Source organism: Serratia sp. CY47444 (genome assembly GCF_052168635.1).
GTDB classification, from domain to species: Bacteria; Pseudomonadota; Gammaproteobacteria; order Enterobacterales; family Enterobacteriaceae; genus Serratia; species Serratia bockelmannii.
On sequence record NZ_JBJNMH010000001.1, the window covers coordinates 705,999 to 725,539 of the forward strand.

The following is a 19,541-nucleotide window of genomic DNA, read 5'->3' on the forward strand; positions in this document are numbered from 1 at the left end:
AATAATTAAGCATTGAGCCATTAGCACTTAATAGTGGCTCGGTAACCCGTACCGATAGTTTTCGGTATTTAAGAAGGTGCATGGCACAAGGATATAAATTGGTAATGCATTACCACACTTGCAATTCCTGCTGCTATTACCTGAGTTTTTCAACGTAACGTTAATACTACTGTTAACCCTTAATAAAGAGTGAAGAAACTATGGCTATTGATATGTTCCTGAAAGTTGAAGGTGCCAGCGGCGAATCCAAAGATTCGAATCACAAAGGCTGGACCGACATTACTTCTTTCTCCTGGGGCGCTTCTCAACCGGGCAATATGGGCGTTGGCGGCGGCGGTGGCGCCGGCAAAGTGTGCTTCAACGATCTGCACGTCAACGCGCTGATCGACAAGTCAACCCCGGCCTTGCTGAAACACTGCTCAAGCGGCAAACACCTGACCAAGATTGAGCTGTCGGTTTGTAAGGCGGGTGGTAGCCAGGTTGAATACGCAAAAATCACCCTGGAAGACGTGCTGGTCACCGCCGTGCAGTACACCGGTGCAGGCGGCGAAGATACCGTGGGCGTCACCTACTCCTTCCAGGCGGCGAAAGTGAAACAGCAATACTGGGAGCAGAGCGACAAAGGCGGCAAAGGCGCCGAAAGCAGCGCAGGTTGGAACATCAAGGAAAACCGCGAAGCTTAATTTGTCTGCCCCCGGCTACGGCCGGGGGTTCATAACATGGATACAATGGAGAGTCAGGATGAAAAAACCTCTATTTGGGCCCGCATGGATTCGTTTTTCTGAAGTCAATATCAATGTAAAAAAAGTGGGTGCATTGATTGGTGGAAAAGTAGAAAGCAATATTGAAAACGGTATTTTTGAAAATGCTTGTCCTATACGAATGAGTTATGTACTCAACTATACAGGCATACCAATTCCCTCTAACTCCGGTTATGCGACTGTGTCTGGTAAAGATAAAAAATGGTATCTTTATCGTGTTAACGATATGATTCTCTTTTTAGAAAAGAACTTCGGCAAGCCTGATATCACGGTGAAATCCCCTACCCCAGCTAAATTTTCAGGTAAAAAAGGGATAATGGTTATACAAGGAAATGGCTGGCGAAATGCCAGAGGGCATGTCACATTATGGAACGGTGACATTTGCTCTGACTCTTGTCATTTCATGGGGGATCCTGAGAATGGATCTTTTGTTCCTGAAGTCGCATCACTTTGGATATTAAAATGAAGACTACCCACATCGCCCTTGCTCTTCTTCTCGTTTCTCCTATGTTGCTGGCGGAAGATATAAAAATAGAAAACTTACCTCAAAGCGAAATTTATGAAAATTGGCTGATTAGCCGCTGTATTGGGAAGTCTACTGACTCAGAAAAAACCAAGCAAGATGCCTTCCGTTCCGCTTCCGCCTATTTAGAATTCAGTAAACTCCCCATGGATGCATTCGAACAAGGCGAAAAACTGGCTGAACAGTACGCAAATAAAAATAGTCAAGGCTCAGTTAAAGGAAGTTATCATACTTTAGATTGCCTTTCGCTGCAGAGTTCCAGTGAGGCTAAAGCCATCTTCGAACGTTACTCAAAGCAATAATTAACATTGTAGATTGCAATTTTATAAAAACCATCAGCTCAAGCAAATTAGAGTTCTATTAATTATTTTCACTGGGTATTAGCCATCAAGCATTGTGATACTCATGCGCTGGTTATGTATTACTCTGCACAAACCATACGGATTTTGGAGTGTTGAGATGAAAAAAATCCTTATCTCCTTTTTTTGTCTATATGCCACTTGTGCTATAGCGCAGAAAAATCAAAAAGAGTCGATTGAAAATTGGCCGCCGCAAGCGGCATACAGAAGCTATTTGCAAAACTACAAGGATATTGCTCTAACCTACTGCATTTCCGTCGCTTATAAGACATCACCAGAAGCCAGCAAAGATGCAATTGCCTCATCGAATGGAATCGATGCTTGGTCATACTATGCAATTCGTGATGAAGAGTCCCCTATCATTGCACTGACAAAGCAGTACTTGCAAAAGAATTACAATGCTAAGGACGGAAAAAGCCGCTTAGACTTAATGAAGTGCATGGATATGTACCATAGTGAAAATCTTGACAAACTCGCGAAAGACTATATACAGTGCCCTAATGATAATTGGGTGAAAGACAATCCTGACAGAGTCAATGATGCCCCTTTGGGCGATAAAAAGTAAGAGAAACGCTACATATAGTCGACATAATATTGCGTACTGATAAAATTTAAATATCACTAAAGCTCACCAATGCTTCAGGCAAAAAAAATGGCAGCTAATAAAGAAGAAATTATCAAGCCAAGCTCTATTTAAATGGAAACTATCGCTAAGGGTTTCGCCATGATGAAATTATCTGCATTTTTAATCAGTAGCGTATTGTTACCACTCACAGTATGTGCAGCAGAAAAAAACGTTAATGTCCCAACATCATCAACTATTGATGGCTTATGGCAAGTAACTCAGGTCAACATAGACAATGAGACTACCCGCACACTTAACTATCAACTCAACGACCCTCGATTACTAGGAAGGGTAATCACTATTTCCACTAAATCAATAGAAAACAATCTGCCGGAAAAAGACGTCTGCACAGCGCCAACCTTAAGTATTGAGAGAAGCACGCTAAATCAATTCATCGGCAAGTCGATGGGCGGAGATAAAAGCATCTCGGCTAAAAACTATTCATTGAAAGAAAACGGCCAAGCAGAAGTCTCTCTTTTCAAGATCGCGTGTCACTCCGGATCATTCGGCCCATCCGATAATGGTGTAGGCTCCAGTTTTGCTGCTCTCAATCCACAAAAAATGCTGGTTAATTGGTACGATGGCTCGCTACTGCAATTAGAACGGTTACCGAAAGCTCCTAAACCTGCAGCGTCTTTCGACTGCGCTAAATCTAAAAGTATTGTTGAAAAAACTATCTGCTCAGATTTCAATTTATCCGCCTATGACAAAAGCGTTTCCCAAGCTTGGCTGTTGGCAAAAAAGCAGGCGACCGATGCAGGAGATAAAAAGCTGGCAGCCACTTTAAACAGCACGCAAAAATCTTGGTTACTGCAAAGGGATAAATGCCGTGATGACAAAGACTGCCTGGCCGATACCATGCAAAAACGAATCGATGAACTCACATCATACGATTAAAACTGTATTCCTACTCACGTTGGCGGTATTGAATACTGAAGTTTCCGCCAACGGAAAGTACTCCTCTGCCGAGTACCTCAAAAACTACGCGCTTAGCGTTTGTATCGCCGAGGGGTACTCAGCAAAAGAAGTCAAAAACGATGCCGCCGCCGCCGCTCGGGGTTACATGGAGTTCGGCGATTATTCTCTGGAAGCGCATACCGCTGTCAGGACGCTGGCAAAAGAATTTCTGGCAAAGCCCTATGACAGTATGTCTGGGGAGCCGATGACGATGGCCAAGTGCATCGATCTTGTACATAGCCAAGAGCTGCAAGCCATCATCAAGAAATACCAAGGGAAAGACGACAGTTGAGAGTAAATCCGTATCCCTTCACAGAGTAAATATTGGTATAAAGAATAGGAAAGGAATCCTTATGCAATACAAAACAAAAGCAGATCTGGATAGATCTATCGATGAACTCAAAAAACTATCAAGAACGTTTTCACGACAGTATCTATACACCAACGAATCAAGAGCTAATTTCTCACTGGAAATAGACCAACTTATTCAGTTTGCAAAAAGGGATATCAGTATATACTGCACATCCTACTCTGGGGCAATCAGTATAATTGAAGAGGAAATCAACAACCTCAAACAACAAGAATTCAACATTAATACAGGTAAAGCCAAGCTCTTTATCGCAATAAAAAAAGAAAAAAGAGAAAGATTTTCAAATCTGGTGATGAAACAAGTTGGTTTTGTCAGTGGCGGCTCTCAGATATTTGCCGGAATCGGAACCTGTGCACTTTCTGCAGGCATGGCCTGCGGGGGCGTTGGCGTACCGTTAATGGCCCAAGGAGCAAATAATGTTTACGAAAGTGGCTATTATTTACTTTTCAGAAAAGATAAGGTTGGCAGTATAAGAGAGGCATACCACTACACGGCTAACCATCTAGGCTATAATAAAAATGAAGCTGACATCGTTTATAGTTCCGTTGACATCTCACTATCTGGGTACGGTATATTTAGCAAGTCATTAAGACCAGACTCGTGGCGGTTGTTTAAACACATAAATAGCGATTATATTATTGGATGGAAAAATCTTGGCACGGTTCCATTAGGCACAGAGGTTTTTTCCAATGCCATAACCGGCTATGGAATTTACAAATTAATCGATGAGGAAACAAAACAGTGAGCGATGACGTCACGCTTTCCACCTACTCTTACTCATTTGTATTTTTATACTTTTTACTGTCAGTCATAGTTTTTATCGGGCTGTATCACCTAAAACAAAAAGTTAACAATAAAAAGTCTTACTCTCTTTTTGTAGTAGTTACCATAGTAAATTTATTTGCAAGCATCACCCAAGGTTTAATATTTAACTATGGCTCTGAGATACTGGATTCAATGCTCAATATAAAATTCCAAGATTATGACGAGGTATGGTACACCAGTATTATCTTCGCCCTAATTTACTTGTCTCAACTACCGACTAATCTCTATTACAAGAGAAAGGGTAAGAATAATGAGAGCAATAGCAAAGGCATCACCTGACACATACAGCCTCACGTTATTACATTGAAGTTTTCGACCATATAATGCGTTAACCAAAAAAATTTAGTCACTCACGTTCAAAGATCTCTCTTAGGAAAGAAATAAAGTCGAATTCATCCCGTTATTGAGTTCCACTGTCTAGCCATAAGATCTTATCAGCAGGAATGCCTTATGCGATTTTCCATTGTAAAAAATAAAAGCGGCCAGGTTCCGCCGCAGAGCAGTTGCGATTTTCTGCCGCCGGGCGGCACTATCGGCCGCAGCGTGGACAACAACCTGGTGCTGCCGGACGAAGAGCGCGCCATTTCTCGCCTGCAGGCGATTGTGCATATTTCCGCTGACGGCGAATGCCGCATCACCAACCGCGGCAACGTTACCCGTGTGCTGCTGAATGACATTCCGCTGGAACGCGGCCGCCAGGTTGAACTGCAGGACGGCGACGTGCTCGGCATCGACGATTACCAGATTGAAGTCAGCGCGCTGCAGCAGCACGCCGCGCCACAGGCTCAACCGGTGGCCAAGGCCGCCGCCGTTGCCGCTGCTGCGGCCCCTGCAGCCGCCGCCAAAGAAAAATCCGCCGCGCCCATCCCCAACGAAATCTGGGACAGCCTGGTGGAAGAATTTACCCCGAATGCGCCGGCCGCCGTCACCCCGCCGCCGGTCGCCAATCCAGGCAGCCACCCGCTGCTGGATACCCCTGCTCGCGAGCTGAACCCGGCCGATCCGCTGGCGCAGCTGGCAGGCGAGGTCGATCTGCGCCAGCTGCAGCAGCAGCAAACCGATCCGGCGGCGCTGTTCAACACCGACACCACCTTTGAGCGCGAACACATTCTGGCCGACACCACCCCCAGCGCGCTGCTGGCGGAGCAAGCTGCGCCAGCGCGGCCGGCAACTCCGGCTCAGAATGCGCAGCAACCGGAGCAGGAGCTGGATCCGCTGGCGCTGTTCGGCGGTTCATCCGCGCCCGCTTCGCCCGAGACGCTAAACAGCAACGATCCGCTGGGGCTGCTGATGGGCGGCGCCGTGCCGCTGGCTCAGCCGGAGGAGCCGGTACAGCCGCCCGCACCACCGTCTCCGCCGCCGATCGCCGCACAACCGCAAGCACCACGCCCAGAGCCGACGCCGCCGCCCGTGCAGACGCCTGATCCACAGCCCCAACCTGCGCCGCAGTTCAGCCAGCAGGAACCGCCTGCACAGCCGCCGCGCCCGCGCCAGGGCAACCGCCTGGGCATCGATCCGGTCGCCTACCAATCCGCTCAGCGGCAGCATGCCGCCGCGCCAAGTGGCGACGCATTGGAAGGGCCGTTGCTGGCGGCGCTGCTGCAAGGCATCGGTCTCGACGATCTGCAACCGCAGCCGCACTTTGACGAACAACAGATCCGCCAGGCCGGTCGCCTGCTGAGCCTGTTCTCGCAAGGCACCGTCGCCCTGCTCTCATCCCGCTCGATCCTCAAGCGCGGCGTGAAGGCCGAGATGACCATGATCCTCGACGAAGCCAACAACCCGTTCAAGCTGCTGCCTTCGGGAAAAACGGTGCTGATGCAGATGTTCGGTAGCCAGATGCCGGGCTTTATGCCGCCGGAACAGGCGGTGCGTGACGCGCTGATCGACCTGCAGGCGCACCAGCTGGGGATGATCGCCGGTATTCGCGCCATCATCGCCGCCATGCTGCAGTCGTTTAACCCGGAGCGTCTCGAAGAAGAAGCGCGCAAGGAAGGCGTGGCGCCGCGTCTGTCGCTGCCCGCCAACCGCAAAGCTGCGCTGTGGGACTACTTCGTGAAGAACTATCAGCAAACCTCCGGCGAGATCGAGGACGATTTCCACACCCTGTTCGGCGAAGCCTTCCTGCACGCCTATGACGTTGAAGTGAATCAATACAAAGACTCACAGACCAAACCGGACGCGTAATGAATATCACCATAGCCTCTACCTCCAACCAGGGCGGCCGCGCCTCCAACCAGGATCAGACCGGCGAGGTGCTCGGCAACCGCGCCGCCTGCTTCGTGGTGTGCGACGGCATCGCCGGTTTTCCGGGCGGCGATATCGCCGCCAAACTGGCACGCGACACCATTTTGCAAAACTTCGACGGCGAAAAGCACCTGAACGCCCAGAGCATTCGTCAGCACATCACCAGCGCCAACGCCGCCATCCACCAGCAGCAGCGGCAGTCGGACGAATACAGCAAGATGGGCACCACGCTGGTCAGTCTGTTTATCGATCGCGATTACCAGCTGGCCTACTGGGCGCACGCCGGCGACAGCCGCCTGTACCTGTTCCGCCGCGGCTACCTGCATACCGTCACCACCGACCACAGCCTGATCCAACAGATGCAGGACGCCGGCTACCAGACCAACGGCATCAACAGCAACCTGCTGTATTTCGCGCTGGGGCTCAACGAAGAGCGCGACGCCACCTACAGCGACGTGCTGCAGCTGGAAGACGGCGACGTTTTCCTGCTGTGCACCGACGGCTTCTGGCACAGCTTCAGCCAGGCCGAACTGGAACAGTCGCTGCATATGGTCAACTCCCCCAGCGAGTGGATCGCCCTGATGCAGCAGGCATGGAAGAAAAACAATAACAGCGATAACTACAGCGCTATCGCCGTCTGGATTGGCTCACCGCAGGAAACCACCCTGCTGCATTCGCTGGCGGATGCGGAGCGGTTTCTGAGCCGCGACTGAGCAGCGCACATTCACAGCAAGGTTCACTATGAAATATTGGATGCCGGGGCTCGTCGCCCTGATGGCGGTGCCGACCGCGCAGGCGATGAACTATCGCCTGGTTTACTCCCCCAGCCAGAAGCTGGAAGTGTTTATCGATGACGTCAAAAACAGCAATCCGGCAAGCTGGTGCGGCAAGAGCATCCCGCTGCGCATCGTCTCGGCGCAAAGCCAGGATCCGGCGGTGCTGAACGACTTCCTGCCGCGCGTCGGCAATCTGTTGGAAAAGCAGTGCCCGAAAGCCGGCCACCTGCCCTGGACGCTGACCGACAAGCGCGGTGAGAAGCTGGCCAGCGGCGAAGCCGCCAAAGTGCGCGGCTGGAAACCGGTGGTCAAACAGGAGGCCGTCGAGCAGGCGCAAACCCCGCCGCCGCCGACCATTCCTGCGGTGGTGGCCGTCACATCTCCGCAGGCGGACACCGCGCCGCCTCAGCGTTTCAGCCTGCCGCAGGGCTGCCACTTCCGCACCTTCTGGGGTGACGAAGCCAACGGCGGCGCGCTATTCATTCCCGCTGGTGAGGCGCTGCGCTGCGGCGAGGACGGCTGGCTGCAGGGCAGCGGCGCGGTCACGCTGCAACAGGGCGGCCAAACCCTCTCGCCGACGCTGTGGTTCCTGCAAGGTTACCCGCTGGCGAAGGTGAACGGCGGCGATCGCGCGCTGACCGTCGTCAGCGCCAACGCCCAACGGCTGGTTTTGGGCGGCAACCCGCAGGCGCCGGGCAGCTTCCTGCTGCTGAGCTTCGAACCGAAGCTGCACGCCTGGGCGTTCAACGGTGAAGCGATCGTTGAAATGCCGCGCGTCGATGCCGCCGACGAGAACAAGGTCAAACAGCGCGTACAGCAGGCGCAAACCGCCTGGCAGCCGCTGCTAAGCGCCCCCGCCCCGCTGACCTTCAAGCTGGTGGAAAAGCTGGCCGCAGACCGCGTCGATCCCGCCAGCGGCAGCTACCTGTCGGTTAACGGCGCCACTCACTGATTATAAGGAAAGCCTGTGAAATCATTAGCAAGCATGCTGCAAGGCCAGTCGATCGCCGCGGCCATCACCGCCGTCGAAAACGATATCAAGGCGAAACCGGCGGATGCCGACCTGCGCGCTGCGCTGGTGCAACTGCTGTGCCTGAGCGGCAACTGGACGCGCGCCAACGCGCAGCTGAAATCCTGGCAGGCGCTGAAACCGATCGCTCAACCGACCACGCTGCTGCTGATGCAGTCGGTCAACGCCGAGCTGCAACGCCAGGCGGTGTTTGCCGGCGCGGCCGCGCCGGCGCTGCTGCGGCAGGATCAGCCCTGGCTGCAACTGCTGGTGCAGGCGCTGCATCAGGATGCGCAAGGGGCGGCCGAACAGGCCCAGACGCTGCGTGACGAAGCGCTGGAGGCCGCACCGGCCGGCGCCGGGCAGTTAACGCTGGCTGAAGGGAACCAAGAGCGGCAGCTGAGTTTCGACTGGCTGACCGACGGTGACGGCCGCCTCGGGCCGGTATGCGAGCTGGCGCTGAACGGCGTTTACTGCTGGCTGCCGTTCGCCGATATCGCCGCGATCCAGTTCCAGACGCCGCAGAGCGCCATCGATCTGGTGTGGAGCCATGCACTGGTGCGTCTGACCGACGGCCGCGAACAGGTATGCCAACTGCCCGCCCGTTACCCGCTGGCCGAAGGCAGCGACGACGCGCTGCTGCTGGGCAAACGCACCGAATGGCAACCGCTGGGCGACGGCACCCACTATGCGGGGCTAGGCCTGAAGACCTGGCTCAGCGAAAGCGACGAATTCCCGCTGCACAGCCTGCGGCAGCTGAGCTTCGACGCGAGCGCCTGAACATGAACGATAAACGCCCACCCCACTACGACGGCGGCGATCTGCGCCGCCAGGGCTATCGCAATCGTCAGGACAGCGAGCGCCTGACGTCGCGCGACAAAATGCAGCCGGTGCTGCTCGACATGCTGACCGACGACGAACCGCAGAAAAAACAGGAGGCGCAGGTGCGCAACCTGGTGTCGCACAGCGAGTTGCGCCGTCGGGTGCTGCGCGATTTGCAGTGGCTGTTCAACTGCGTCAACAGCGAATCCAATCTGGATCTCGGCGATTTTCCGCAGGTGCGGCGCTCCACGCTGAATTACGGCATCGCCTCGCTGGCGGGCAAGCGCATGTCGGACATCGAATGGCTCGACATTCAGCGCGCGCTGACCGATTCCATCCTCCATTTCGAACCGCGCATTCTGCCCGAAGGGCTGCAGGTGCGCTGCATCTCGGACACCGGCTCGCTGGAACTTCACAACGTGCTGTCGATCGAAATCAAGGGCCGCCTGTGGTGCGTGCCCTATCCGCTGGAGTTTCTGTTCCGTACCGACGTGGATCTGGAAAACGGCCACTTCGATCTGAAAGACATAGGGTAAGGCGATGGACAGTAAACTGTTAGATTATTACAACCGCGAGCTGGCCTATCTGCGTGAGATGGGCGCCGAGTTCGCCGAACAGTACCCGAAGGTCGCGGGCCGTCTCGGCATGCGCGGCATCGACGTGGCGGACCCTTATATCGAGCGCCTGATGGAAGGCTTCGCCTTCCTCACCTCGCGCGTGCAGCTGAAAATGGACGCCGAGTTCCCGCGCTTTTCTCAGCGCTTGCTGGAGATCATCTACCCCAATTACCTGTCGCCGACGCCGTCGATGGCGATCGCCGAGCTGCAGCCGGACAGCAGCAAAGGCGACATCAGCAACGGTTTCGTGGTGCCGCGCGGCACCATGATGGACAGCCAGACGCTGAAGAAAAGCGGCATCACCTGCAGCTACACCACCGCCCATGACGTCACGCTGCAGCCGGTGCGCATCGCCGGCGTCGAGCTGGGTGGCATTCCGGCCGATATCCCGCTGGCCTCGCTGGGGCTGCAGCACAGCGGCTGCGTCAGCGCGCTGCGCATTCGGCTCGAGTGCTACGAAAGCGTAACGCTCAACAACCTGCAGTTGGACCAATTGATGTTTTACCTGGCCGGGCCGGACATGCAGGCGCAGCAGCTGCTGGAGTTGCTGATGCAGCACAGCGTCGGGCTTGTCTGCCAAACGGTGGAGGCGCAACCGCAGCGGCGGGCGCTGGCGCTGGACGAGCTGCGGCAGGAGGGCTTCGCCGCCGAGCAGGCGCTGCTGCCCAACGACCTGCGCAACTTTGAAGGCTACCGGCTGCTGCAGGAGTATTTCGCCTTCCCGGCGCGCTTCCAGTTTTTCAGCGTCAACGGCCTGCGTCCGCTGCTGCAGAGCGTGCGCGAAGGGAAAAAAGCGCTGCGCCAGTTCGAGATCGTGGTGCTGCTGGATCGGCACGACGCCGCGCTGGAACGGGTGGTCGACGTTGCCCATTTGGCGCTGCACTGTACGCCGGTGATCAACCTGTTTCCGAAGATCGCCGAACGCATCGCGCTCAACGAAAAAAACCACGAATACCATCTGGTGGTCGACAATATCCGGCCGCTGGATTACGAAGTGTTCTCGGTGCAGCGGCTCGGCGGCAGCGCCAGCGAAAAACGCTACGAGCAAGAGTTTCGGCCGTTTTACAGCACCCTGAGCGCGGACGACGGCAACTATGGCGCCTACTTCTCGCTGCGGCGCGAACAGCGCACGCTCTCGGAGCACGCCCGCCGCTATGGCACCCGCACCGGCTATGCCGGATCGGAAGTGTTCGTATCGCTGGTGGACGAACGGCAATCGCCGTGGCACAGCGATCTGAAATACCTCACCGCCGACGTATTGTGCACCAGCCGCGACCTGCCGTTGATGTTGCTGCAGCAAGATCAGGGCAACTTCGTGATGCCCGACTCGATCCCGATCAAGCAGGTCTCGCTGCGCAAAGGCCCCACCCCGCCGCGCCCGGCGCTGGCCGAAGGGATGATCACCTGGCGGCTGATCAGCCAGCTGCAGCTGAACTACCTCAGCATGATGGACGGCGATCCGGAACAGGGTGCCGCTAGCCTGCGCCAGCTGCTGGGGCTGTACGGCAACCTGAGCGAACCGGCGATCGCCAAACAAATTCAGGGCGTGCGCCACTGTAACCTGCGGCCGGTCTATCGGCGAGTGCCTGAACCCGGCCCCATCGTGTTCGCGCGCGGCATCGCCATCGATCTGACGGTCGATGAGCAGGCGTTCTCGGGCAACAGCCCTTACCTGCTCGGCAGCGTGCTGGAGCGCCTGTTCTCGCGCCTGGTGGCGATGAACACCTTCACCGAGATGACGCTCTCCAGCCAGCAACGCGGCGAAATCGCCCACTGGCAGGCGCGCATGGGCAAAAGGACGCTGATATGAACGCGGAGATGATCGCCACCGAACTGGCGCCGCCGCAGATCAACGCGCTGTATCGCCTGCCGGACGACTTTTGGCCGCGGCTGCGCAGCGCGCCTTACAAGCACGATCTGTTTCAGCTGCTGCGCCGCATCGACGCCCAGGGCGGCCAGCCCTACCTGCTGGGACGCGCACCGCTGCCGCGTCACGAGATGCTGCGGCTGGGGCAGGAACCTTCGCTGTCGTTCGCACCCTCCACGCTGGCGCAGGTGACGCCGCGCGCCAACAGCCCGCTGCACGACGTTTCGATCTTCAGTTTCGGTCTGTTCGGCCCCAACGGGCCGCTGCCGCTGCACCTGACCGAATACGTGCGCGAACGGGTGTATCACCATCAGGACACCACCCTGCTGGCGTTCACCAATCTGTTCCATCACCGGCTGACGCTGCTGTTTTACCGCGCCTGGGCCGACGCGCAACCGACGGTATCGCTGGATCGCCCGGACAACCGGCGCTTCGACGAGTACCTGTCGAGCCTGATCGGCCTCGGCCAGCCGGCGCAGCAGGAACGCGACAGCATCAACGCCCACGCCAAACATTTTATGGCCGGTCATCTGATTCGCCACAGCCGCGATCCGGAAGGCCTGAGCAAGATTTTGCAGCAGTATTTCAAGGTGCCGGTGCGCATCGTCGAGAACGTGCCGCACTGGCTGCGGGTGGAGCCGCGCGAGCAGGCGCGGCTCAAGGCCGGACGCGGCGCGCCACGGCTAGGCGAGTCGGCTTTTCTCGGCATCGCGGTGCGGGATATCCAGCACAAGTTCCGCATCGAGCTGGGGCCGATGCCGCAGCGGGACTATGACCGCTTCCTGCCCGGCGCCGATCTGTGCCGGCAACTGCGCGACTGGGTGCGCCAATACCTGGGCATCGAGTTCGTCTGGGAAGTGCGCCTGATCCTGGCGAAGGAACAGGCGCACGGCATCCAGCTCGGCGGCGCGCAGCGGTTGGGCCTGAGCAGTTGGCTGGCCGACCATCGGCGACAGCGCGATCTCGACGATCTGATCTTCAGCCCTGAACCGCTGGAAAACCCGTTCTGACCCTATTTCGGCCGGCGCCCTGCGGCGCCAGGCCACTCTGAGACCTGAGGAAAACCATGTCTGAAATCAGCCGCTCGGTATTATTTGGCAAACTGGATAGCCTGTTATTCACCTCTCTGGAAAGTGCGACGGCGTTTTGCAAGCTGCGCGGTAACCCCTACGTCGAACTGGCGCACTGGCTGCATCAGCTGATGCAATCGCCGGACGGCGATCTGCAGCAAATCGTTCGCCACTTCGCGCTGGACGAGGCGCAATTGGCGCGCGACATCGTCGAGGCGCTCGATCGCCTGCCGCGCGGCGCCAGCGCCATTTCCGATCTGTCCGAGCACATCGACAGCGCAGTAGAACGCGCCTGGGTCTATGGCTCATTGAAATTCGGCGCGGCGCGCATCCGCGGCGGCCACCTGCTGCTCGGTATCCTGAAAACCTACAGCCTGCGCCATCTGCTGAAGGCCATTTCCCCGCAGTTCGAGCGCATCAACGCCGATCTGTTGATGGAGCAGTTCGCCGCCATCACCGCTCACTCGGCGGAAAACGCCCAGGATGCGCCGGCGGAAAGCGGCGCCGAGAACGTATCCGGCGCGCCGCGCAGCGGTGAAAGCGTGCTGGCGCAGTATGCCCAGGATCTGACCGCCAGAGCGCGCAACGGCGAGATCGACCCGGTGGCCGGCCGCGATGAGGAAATCCGGCAAATCATCGATATCCTGATGCGCCGCCGCCAGAACAACCCGCTGCTGACCGGCGAGGCCGGCGTCGGCAAAACCGCGGTGGTGGAAGGCCTGGCGCTGCGCATCGTGGCCGGCGACGTACCGCCGCAGCTGCGCGACGTGAAACTGTACCTGTTGGACATCGGCATGCTGCAGGCCGGCGCCGGCGTCAAAGGCGAGTTTGAAAAACGGCTGCAGGCGGTGATCGACGAAGTGCAGTCCAGCCCGACGCCGATCATCCTGTTTATCGACGAAATTCACACCCTGATCGGCGCCGGCGGCACCCAGGGCACCGGCGACGCCGCCAACCTGCTGAAACCGGCGCTGGCGCGTGGCCAACTGCGCACTGTCGGCGCCACCACCTGGTCGGAATACAAGAAATACATCGAGAAAGACCCGGCGCTCACCCGCCGTTTCCAGGTGGTGCAGGTGCACGAGCCAAGCGAAGACAAGGCGCTGCTGATGCTGCGCAGCACCGTCAGTCCGCTGGAACAACACCACCGCGTGCTGCTGCTGGATGAAGCGGTGGACGCCGCGGTGCGGCTGTCGCATCGCTATATTCCTGCCCGCCAGCTGCCGGACAAAGCGGTGGCGCTGTTGGATACCGCCTGCGCGCGCGTGGCGGTCAGCCAACACGCCGAGCCTGCCCAGGTCGAAGACTGCCGCCACCGCATCGATGCGCTGCAGATAGAGTTGGATATCGCCCGCCGCGAGGCCAAAGTCGGCATTGGCGATCCCCTGCGCCCGCAGGAAATTGAAACCCAGCTGACCGCGCTGCGCCAGGCGCTGGAACAGCTGACCGACCGCTGGCAGCAGGAGCTGGCGCTGATCCAAGAGATCATCACGCTACGCGCCCAGTTGCACCAGCAGGAAGCGGAGCCTACCGGCGAAGAAACAGAGGCGGCCCCTGACGCCGACGCGCTGCGCGCCCAGCTGGGCGAACTTCAGCAGCAGCTGAGCGCGCTGCAGGGCGAAGCGCCGCTGATCTTCGCCGCCGTCGACGCCAACATCGTGGCGGCGGTAGTGGCCGACTGGACCGGCATCCCGCTGGGCCGCATGGTGAAAAACGAGATTGAGGCGGTGCTGCAGCTCTCCGACACCCTGAACCAGCGTGTGATTGGCCAACGCCATGCGCTGGATCTGATCGCCCGCCGGGTGCGCACTTCGCGGGCGCGGCTGGACGATCCGAACAAGCCGGTCGGGGTGTTCCTGCTGGCCGGGCCGTCCGGCGTCGGCAAGACCGAAACCGCGCTGGCGCTGGCGGAAACCCTGTACGGCGGCGAGCAGAACGTCATCACCATCAACATGAGCGAATTCCAGGAGTCGCACACCGTTTCGACGCTCAAAGGCGCGCCCCCCGGCTATGTCGGCTACGGCGAAGGCGGCGTGCTGACCGAGGCGGTGCGCCGCCGCCCTTACAGCGTGGTGCTGTTGGACGAAATCGAGAAGGCGCACCCGGACGTGCATGAGATCTTCTTCCAGGTGTTCGACAAGGGCTGGATGGAGGACGGCGAAGGCCGCCATATCGATTTCCGCAACACCATTATCATCCTGACCTCCAACGTCGGCACCGATCTGATCGCCGGGCTGTGCAGCGATCCGGAGCTGCTGCCGGAGCCGGAAGCGCTGAGCGGCGCGCTGCGCCAACCGCTACTGTCGGTGTTCCCGGCCGCCTTGCTCGGCCGCCTGCTGGTGGTGCCGTATTACCCGCTGACCGACGCCACGCTGGGCAACATCGTGCGCCTGCAGCTGGGCCGCATCCAGCGTCGCCTGGCGGAGAATCACGACATCGTCTGCACCTTCGACGACGCGGTCATCGAGCAGATCGTCAGCCGCTGCACCGAGGTGGAGTCCGGCGGCCGCATGGTCGACGCCATCCTGACCAACACCCTGCTGCCACAGATCAGCCACACCCTGCTGACCGGCAGCGCCAACGACCAGCGCTATCGCCAGCTGCATATCGCGCTGCAGAACCACGAATTCATTTGTCAATTTCAGGCATAACGCCGCGGCCGCCGAGACGGCGGCCCTTTGAACACAGAGAGTCATCACTATGTCGGGAACCGGGATAACCAAACCGAATTCGAACAGCCTGCCGAGCGGCTATCGATTCAATGAATTCGAGATCCAGGAAGCGATCGGCGAAGGCGGCTTCGGCATCGTCTACCGCGCCTACGATCACCAACTGGAACGCACCATCGCCATCAAGGAGTACATGCCAACCTCGCTGGCGAAACGCAACGACGATCTCAGCATCGGGCTGCGCGGTGAACGCTTCAGCAAAACCTTCCAGGCCGGGCTGAACAGCTTTATTCAGGAGGCGCGTCTGCTGGCGCGCTTCTCGCACCCCGGTCTGCTGCACGTGTTGCGCTTCTGGGAAGAGAACGGCACCGCCTACATGGGCACCCAGTTTTACAGCGGCACCACGCTGAAGAACCTGCAGGCACAGCAACCGGAGAAGATCGACGAGGCGTGGATCCGGCGGCTGCTGCCGCCGCTGTTCAGCGCCATCAACACCATCCACCAGGAAGGCTATCTGCACCGCGACATTTCGCTGGATAACATCCAGATCCAGGAAAGCCAGCTGCCGGTGCTGCTGGACTTCGGATCGGCGCGTAAAGAGATCGGCAACCTGTCAGACGAAACGGAGATCATGCTCAAACCGGGCTTCGCGCCGATCGAGCAGTACACCGAGAACAGCGACGGCGAACAGGGGCCCTGGACCGATATCTACGCGCTGGGCGCCGTGCTGCACACGCTGATCGTCGGTTCGCCGCCGCCGGTCAGCGTGGTGCGCAGCATCGAAGACAGCTACCAGCCGCTGGCCGAGCGCCGCCCCGCCGGTTACTCGCCGGAGCTGCTGCGCACCGTCGATCGCGCGCTGGCGCTGAAGCCGGAAGACCGCCCGCAGACCATCGATGAAATGGCCGAGCTGCTGCATCTGCCAATCGCCGATGAGAACGAAATCATCAGCACCCCTGCGGCTGCGCCGGAGAACCTGCTGGTCGCCGCCAACCCGGCTGCCGCTGCAGCCGCCGCCGGCGCCGTTACCGCGCGCAGCACCCAATTCTCGCGGCCGATGATGGCCGGCGCCGGCGTCGCGGCGCTGCTGGTGATCGGTGCCGTCGCCTGGCTGAGCGGCGGCGAGGACGATACCCAGGCCGTGGCCCAAAACACTGAGGCGTCGCCGGCGCAGAAAACCCTGACGGAGCAGCCGAGCGCGCCACAAACCGCGCAGCCTACAGCCGCGGAACCTGAAAAGGTGGCACCGCCACCGCAGCCGGTGGCGTTGGTGTACTTCAAACTGCAACCGGGCGAACAGGTCAGCCTCGACGGCAAGCCGCAGCAGGTGACGCCGGGCGCAAACGGCTTCGCCAGCCTGAACCTGGCGCCAGGCCGCTATCAGCTGGAAATCCGCCACGACGATCGACTCCGCCGGCAGCAACTCAGCATCGACACCGCCGGCACCTGGCTGGTCAATCCGGCCACCGCCGGTTAATCCCGTTCTGAAACTCCGCCTCGGCGGGGTTTCCCTATTTCATGAGACTGACGCACCACTGCCCATCCTCATTGGCCGCGCGGCAAGGCCGCTGCAACGCCGGAGTATGCAGGGCATGACGTCAATCACAGAGGACGTTCTCATGTTGGACCGCATTATTGCGCACACGCCGCTGGGCCAGGAGCAACTGTTGTTCCGCTCACTGGACGGTATCGAAGCGCTTTCCACCCCTTTTGACTTCTCTATTGAATTGCTGAGCACCGACGCGCGGCTCGATCGCAAAGCGCTGCTCGGCCAACCGCTGACGCTGGAGATCCCAACCCAGGGCTTCCTCAGCGCCCCGCGCTACCTGAACGGCAAGATCACCGCCATCGCCGTCAGCAGCGAAGAGATCGGCGGCACGCGCTACGCGGTGTATAACCTGCACGTGCAGCCGGATCTCTGGCCGATGACCAAGGACCGCAACTTCCGCATCTTCCAGGAACAGACGGTGCCGCAGATCGTCAAGACCCTGCTGGCGGAGCACAACGTGCAGCTGGAAGATCAGCTGACCGGCGACTATCGCCTGTGGGGCTACTGCGTGCAGTACAACGAAAGCAGTTTCAACTTCATCAGCCGCCTGATGGAGCTGGAGGGCATCTATTACTATTTCAAACACGAGATGGGCAAACACACGCTGGTGCTCGGGGACGCCCCCCACCACCACCAGCCCTATCCCGGCTATGAGATGATCCCCTACCACCTGACGCCGTCCGGCGGCAGCACCAGCGAGGAAGGCATCAGCCAGTGGACGTTGTCCGATCGCGTCACGCCGGGTATCTACAGCCTGGACGACTACGATTTCCGCAAGCCGAACGCCTGGCTGTTCCAGGCACGGCAAAACCCGGTCTCGCCGACGCCGGGGCAGATCGACGTTTACGACTGGCCGGGCCGCTACACCGAGCATCAGCAGGGGGAGTTCTACGCCCGCGTGCGCCAGGAGGCCTGGCAGGCCGAACATCAGCAGATCCGCGGTACCGCCACCGCGCTGGGCATTGCTCCCGGCAGCACCTTTACGCTGTATAACGCCCCGCACGCCGACGACAACCGCGAGTACCTGACGCTGCAGGCCAACTACCATCTGAAAGAGAACCGCTATGCCAGCGGCGACGATCAGAGCAGCGAACACCGTATCGACTTCATCGTGCTGCCGGCGGACGTGCCCTGGCACCCGCCGCAGCAGGCCACCTGGCCGAAAACCCACGGGCCGCAGACCGCCCGGGTGGTCGGCCCGGCCGGCGAATCGATTTGGACCGACAAATACGGCCGTATCAAGGTGAAGTTCCACTGGGATCGCTTCGGGCCGAAAGACGACGGCAGCTCCTGCTGGGTGCGCGTCTCCAGCGCCTGGGCCGGCCAAGGCTACGGCGGCGTGCAGATCCCGCGCGTGAACGACGAAGTGGTGGTGGACTTTATCAACGGCGATCCGGATCGGCCGATCGTCACCGGACGTGTCTATAACGAAGCCAGCATGCCGCCTTGGGCGCTGCCGGCCGCCGCCACCCAGATGGGCTTTATGAGCCGCACCAAGGACGGCACCGCCGACAACGCCAACGCCCTGCGTTTCGAAGACAAGGCCGGCGCCGAACAGGTGTGGATCCAGGCGGAGCGCAACATGGACACCCAGGTGAAAAACGATGAAAGCCACACCATCGCTAACGACCACACGCATCTGGTGGGCGGCAACCAGATCAAACGGGTGGTGCTCAATCAGGCAACCGGCGTCAAAGGCGAATCCTCCGCGCTGACCGGCAAAACGCGCAGCGACGCCGTGGTTAACGCCTTTACCCTCGGCTCCGGCGAATCGCTGCGGCTCGAGTGCGGCGAAAGCGTGATCGAGCTGCTGGCGAACGGCCAAATCAACATCACCGGCACCAGCTTCAATATCACGGTGAAAGAGGACGGAGAGATCAATACCGGCGGCCAGCTGGATCTCAACCAGCCTGGCGGCGCCGCGCGCACCGCCGCACCGGGCGGTGGCCATCAGGCGGCAATCCAGAGCGCCGTCGATCAGCTGTTCCCGAAATCCTGATGCCGACGCGGCCCTGCGCCGCGTCCTTTCCCCTGATTACTTGCAAGGACATCCATGGATTACCTTTTCCAGGAAGGCCATTTCACCCTCCCCGCCATCGCCTGGCAGGACTGCACGGTCAATATTCTCAAAAACCCGCAAACCGGCGCCTCGCTGGTCATCACCCGCGGCATCATTCCGCAAGGTGCCACGCTGGAGGACGAATTCGAGAAGCAGTGGCAAGCACTGCTGCCACAGATCAGCGATTTGCAACAGTCGCCGCGCCGGCGCATCAGCGCCGGGCCGCAGGGCCATCTCAAGGCGATTGAAGTCACCAGTCGCTTTATCCGCGCCGGACACCACCATCATCAGCATCAGTTGGCGGTGCAGCCGGACGAGAGCCAGACGTTACTGATCGTCACCTATGCCGCCATGCGCCCCTTCACCCCCGAGGATGACGCTCACTGGCAGCAGGTGAAAGCGTCGCTGGTCTTGACCGAACACAGTGAACAATAGC

The 19,541-nt window shown here is 58.7% G+C and carries 18 protein-coding genes; all 18 read left to right on the top strand.

Annotation, left to right across the window (positions count from 1 at the left end):
• Window positions 1-200 precede the first annotated feature (200 nt).
• The 18 genes from ACJ8IL_RS03290 to ACJ8IL_RS03375 all read left to right on the top strand — a co-directional run bounded on the left by ACJ8IL_RS03290 (window position 201) and on the right by ACJ8IL_RS03375 (window position 19,540).
• Window positions 201-683, top strand: coding sequence for an Hcp family type VI secretion system effector (locus ACJ8IL_RS03290; protein ID WP_038876771.1), 483 nt, complete (start codon window positions 201-203; stop codon window positions 681-683).
• Between the two features lie 58 nt (window positions 684-741).
• Window positions 742-1,227: a type VI secretion system amidase effector protein Tae4 gene (locus ACJ8IL_RS03295; RefSeq protein WP_071796739.1), complete on the top strand. Its 486-nt coding sequence runs from the start codon at window positions 742-744 to the stop codon at window positions 1,225-1,227.
• The gene (locus ACJ8IL_RS03300; RefSeq protein WP_060433395.1) at window positions 1,224-1,586 is read left to right on the top strand and encodes a T6SS amidase immunity protein Tai4 family protein; all 363 of its coding nucleotides are present in this window, start codon (window positions 1,224-1,226) and stop codon (window positions 1,584-1,586) included. Before ACJ8IL_RS03295 ends, ACJ8IL_RS03300 begins: the two co-directional genes overlap by 4 nt.
• A gap of 157 nt (window positions 1,587-1,743) precedes the next feature.
• Window positions 1,744-2,208: a T6SS amidase immunity protein Tai4 family protein gene (locus ACJ8IL_RS03305; RefSeq protein WP_442516334.1), complete on the top strand. Its 465-nt coding sequence runs from the start codon at window positions 1,744-1,746 to the stop codon at window positions 2,206-2,208.
• A 132-nt stretch (window positions 2,209-2,340) separates the two neighbouring features.
• Window positions 2,341-3,165 carry a lysozyme inhibitor LprI family protein gene (locus ACJ8IL_RS03310; RefSeq protein WP_442516335.1) on the top strand — a complete coding sequence of 275 codons (825 nt, stop codon included), beginning with the start codon at window positions 2,341-2,343 and terminating at the stop codon, window positions 3,163-3,165.
• Window positions 3,143-3,517 carry a T6SS amidase immunity protein Tai4 family protein gene (locus ACJ8IL_RS03315; protein ID WP_197780466.1) on the top strand — a complete coding sequence of 125 codons (375 nt, stop codon included), beginning with the start codon at window positions 3,143-3,145 and terminating at the stop codon, window positions 3,515-3,517. Before ACJ8IL_RS03310 ends, ACJ8IL_RS03315 begins: the two co-directional genes overlap by 23 nt.
• A 61-nt stretch (window positions 3,518-3,578) precedes the next feature.
• On the top strand, window positions 3,579-4,340 hold the full coding sequence (locus tag ACJ8IL_RS03320) for a DUF4225 domain-containing protein (RefSeq protein WP_387441501.1): 762 nt from the start codon (window positions 3,579-3,581) through the stop codon (window positions 4,338-4,340).
• Window positions 4,341-4,870: 530 nt separating this feature from the next.
• Complete coding sequence (tagH, locus tag ACJ8IL_RS03325; protein WP_442516336.1) at window positions 4,871-6,607, top strand: type VI secretion system-associated FHA domain protein TagH; 1,737 nt, start codon at window positions 4,871-4,873, stop codon at window positions 6,605-6,607.
• Complete coding sequence (locus ACJ8IL_RS03330; protein ID WP_025303297.1) at window positions 6,607-7,380, top strand: PP2C family protein-serine/threonine phosphatase; 774 nt, start codon at window positions 6,607-6,609, stop codon at window positions 7,378-7,380. The genes tagH and ACJ8IL_RS03330 overlap by 1 nt, the downstream gene beginning before the upstream one ends.
• Before the next feature lie 28 nt (window positions 7,381-7,408).
• Entirely contained in the window at window positions 7,409-8,395 is a 987-nt protein-coding gene (locus ACJ8IL_RS03335; RefSeq protein ID WP_442516337.1) for a type VI secretion system-associated protein, read from the top strand.
• A 15-nt stretch (window positions 8,396-8,410) separates the two neighbouring features.
• Window positions 8,411-9,232 (top strand): type VI secretion system accessory protein TagJ, encoded by an 822-nt coding sequence (locus ACJ8IL_RS03340; protein ID WP_442516338.1) that lies wholly within the window; start codon window positions 8,411-8,413, stop codon window positions 9,230-9,232.
• Window positions 9,233-9,234: 2 nt separating this feature from the next.
• Window positions 9,235-9,810, top strand: a complete 576-nt coding sequence (locus tag ACJ8IL_RS03345; protein WP_043138711.1) for a type VI secretion system baseplate subunit TssE — start codon at window positions 9,235-9,237, stop codon at window positions 9,808-9,810.
• 4 nt (window positions 9,811-9,814) lie between these two features.
• The gene (tssF, locus tag ACJ8IL_RS03350; protein WP_442516339.1) at window positions 9,815-11,701 is read left to right on the top strand and encodes a type VI secretion system baseplate subunit TssF; all 1,887 of its coding nucleotides are present in this window, start codon (window positions 9,815-9,817) and stop codon (window positions 11,699-11,701) included.
• The gene (gene tssG / locus ACJ8IL_RS03355) at window positions 11,698-12,768 is read left to right on the top strand and encodes a type VI secretion system baseplate subunit TssG (RefSeq protein WP_049206010.1); all 1,071 of its coding nucleotides are present in this window, start codon (window positions 11,698-11,700) and stop codon (window positions 12,766-12,768) included. Before tssF ends, tssG begins: the two co-directional genes overlap by 4 nt.
• 56 nt (window positions 12,769-12,824) lie before the next feature.
• On the top strand, window positions 12,825-15,479 hold the full coding sequence (gene tssH, locus ACJ8IL_RS03360) for a type VI secretion system ATPase TssH (protein WP_442516340.1): 2,655 nt from the start codon (window positions 12,825-12,827) through the stop codon (window positions 15,477-15,479).
• A 49-nt stretch (window positions 15,480-15,528) separates the two neighbouring features.
• Window positions 15,529-16,974, top strand: a complete 1,446-nt coding sequence (locus tag ACJ8IL_RS03365; RefSeq protein WP_173890294.1) for a serine/threonine protein kinase — start codon at window positions 15,529-15,531, stop codon at window positions 16,972-16,974.
• A gap of 142 nt (window positions 16,975-17,116) precedes the next feature.
• Window positions 17,117-19,045 carry a type VI secretion system Vgr family protein gene (locus ACJ8IL_RS03370; RefSeq protein ID WP_025303305.1) on the top strand — a complete coding sequence of 643 codons (1,929 nt, stop codon included), beginning with the start codon at window positions 17,117-17,119 and terminating at the stop codon, window positions 19,043-19,045.
• 54 nt (window positions 19,046-19,099) lie between these two features.
• Window positions 19,100-19,540: a DcrB-related protein gene (locus ACJ8IL_RS03375; protein WP_025303306.1), complete on the top strand. Its 441-nt coding sequence runs from the start codon at window positions 19,100-19,102 to the stop codon at window positions 19,538-19,540.
• Window position 19,541 lies beyond the last annotated feature (1 nt).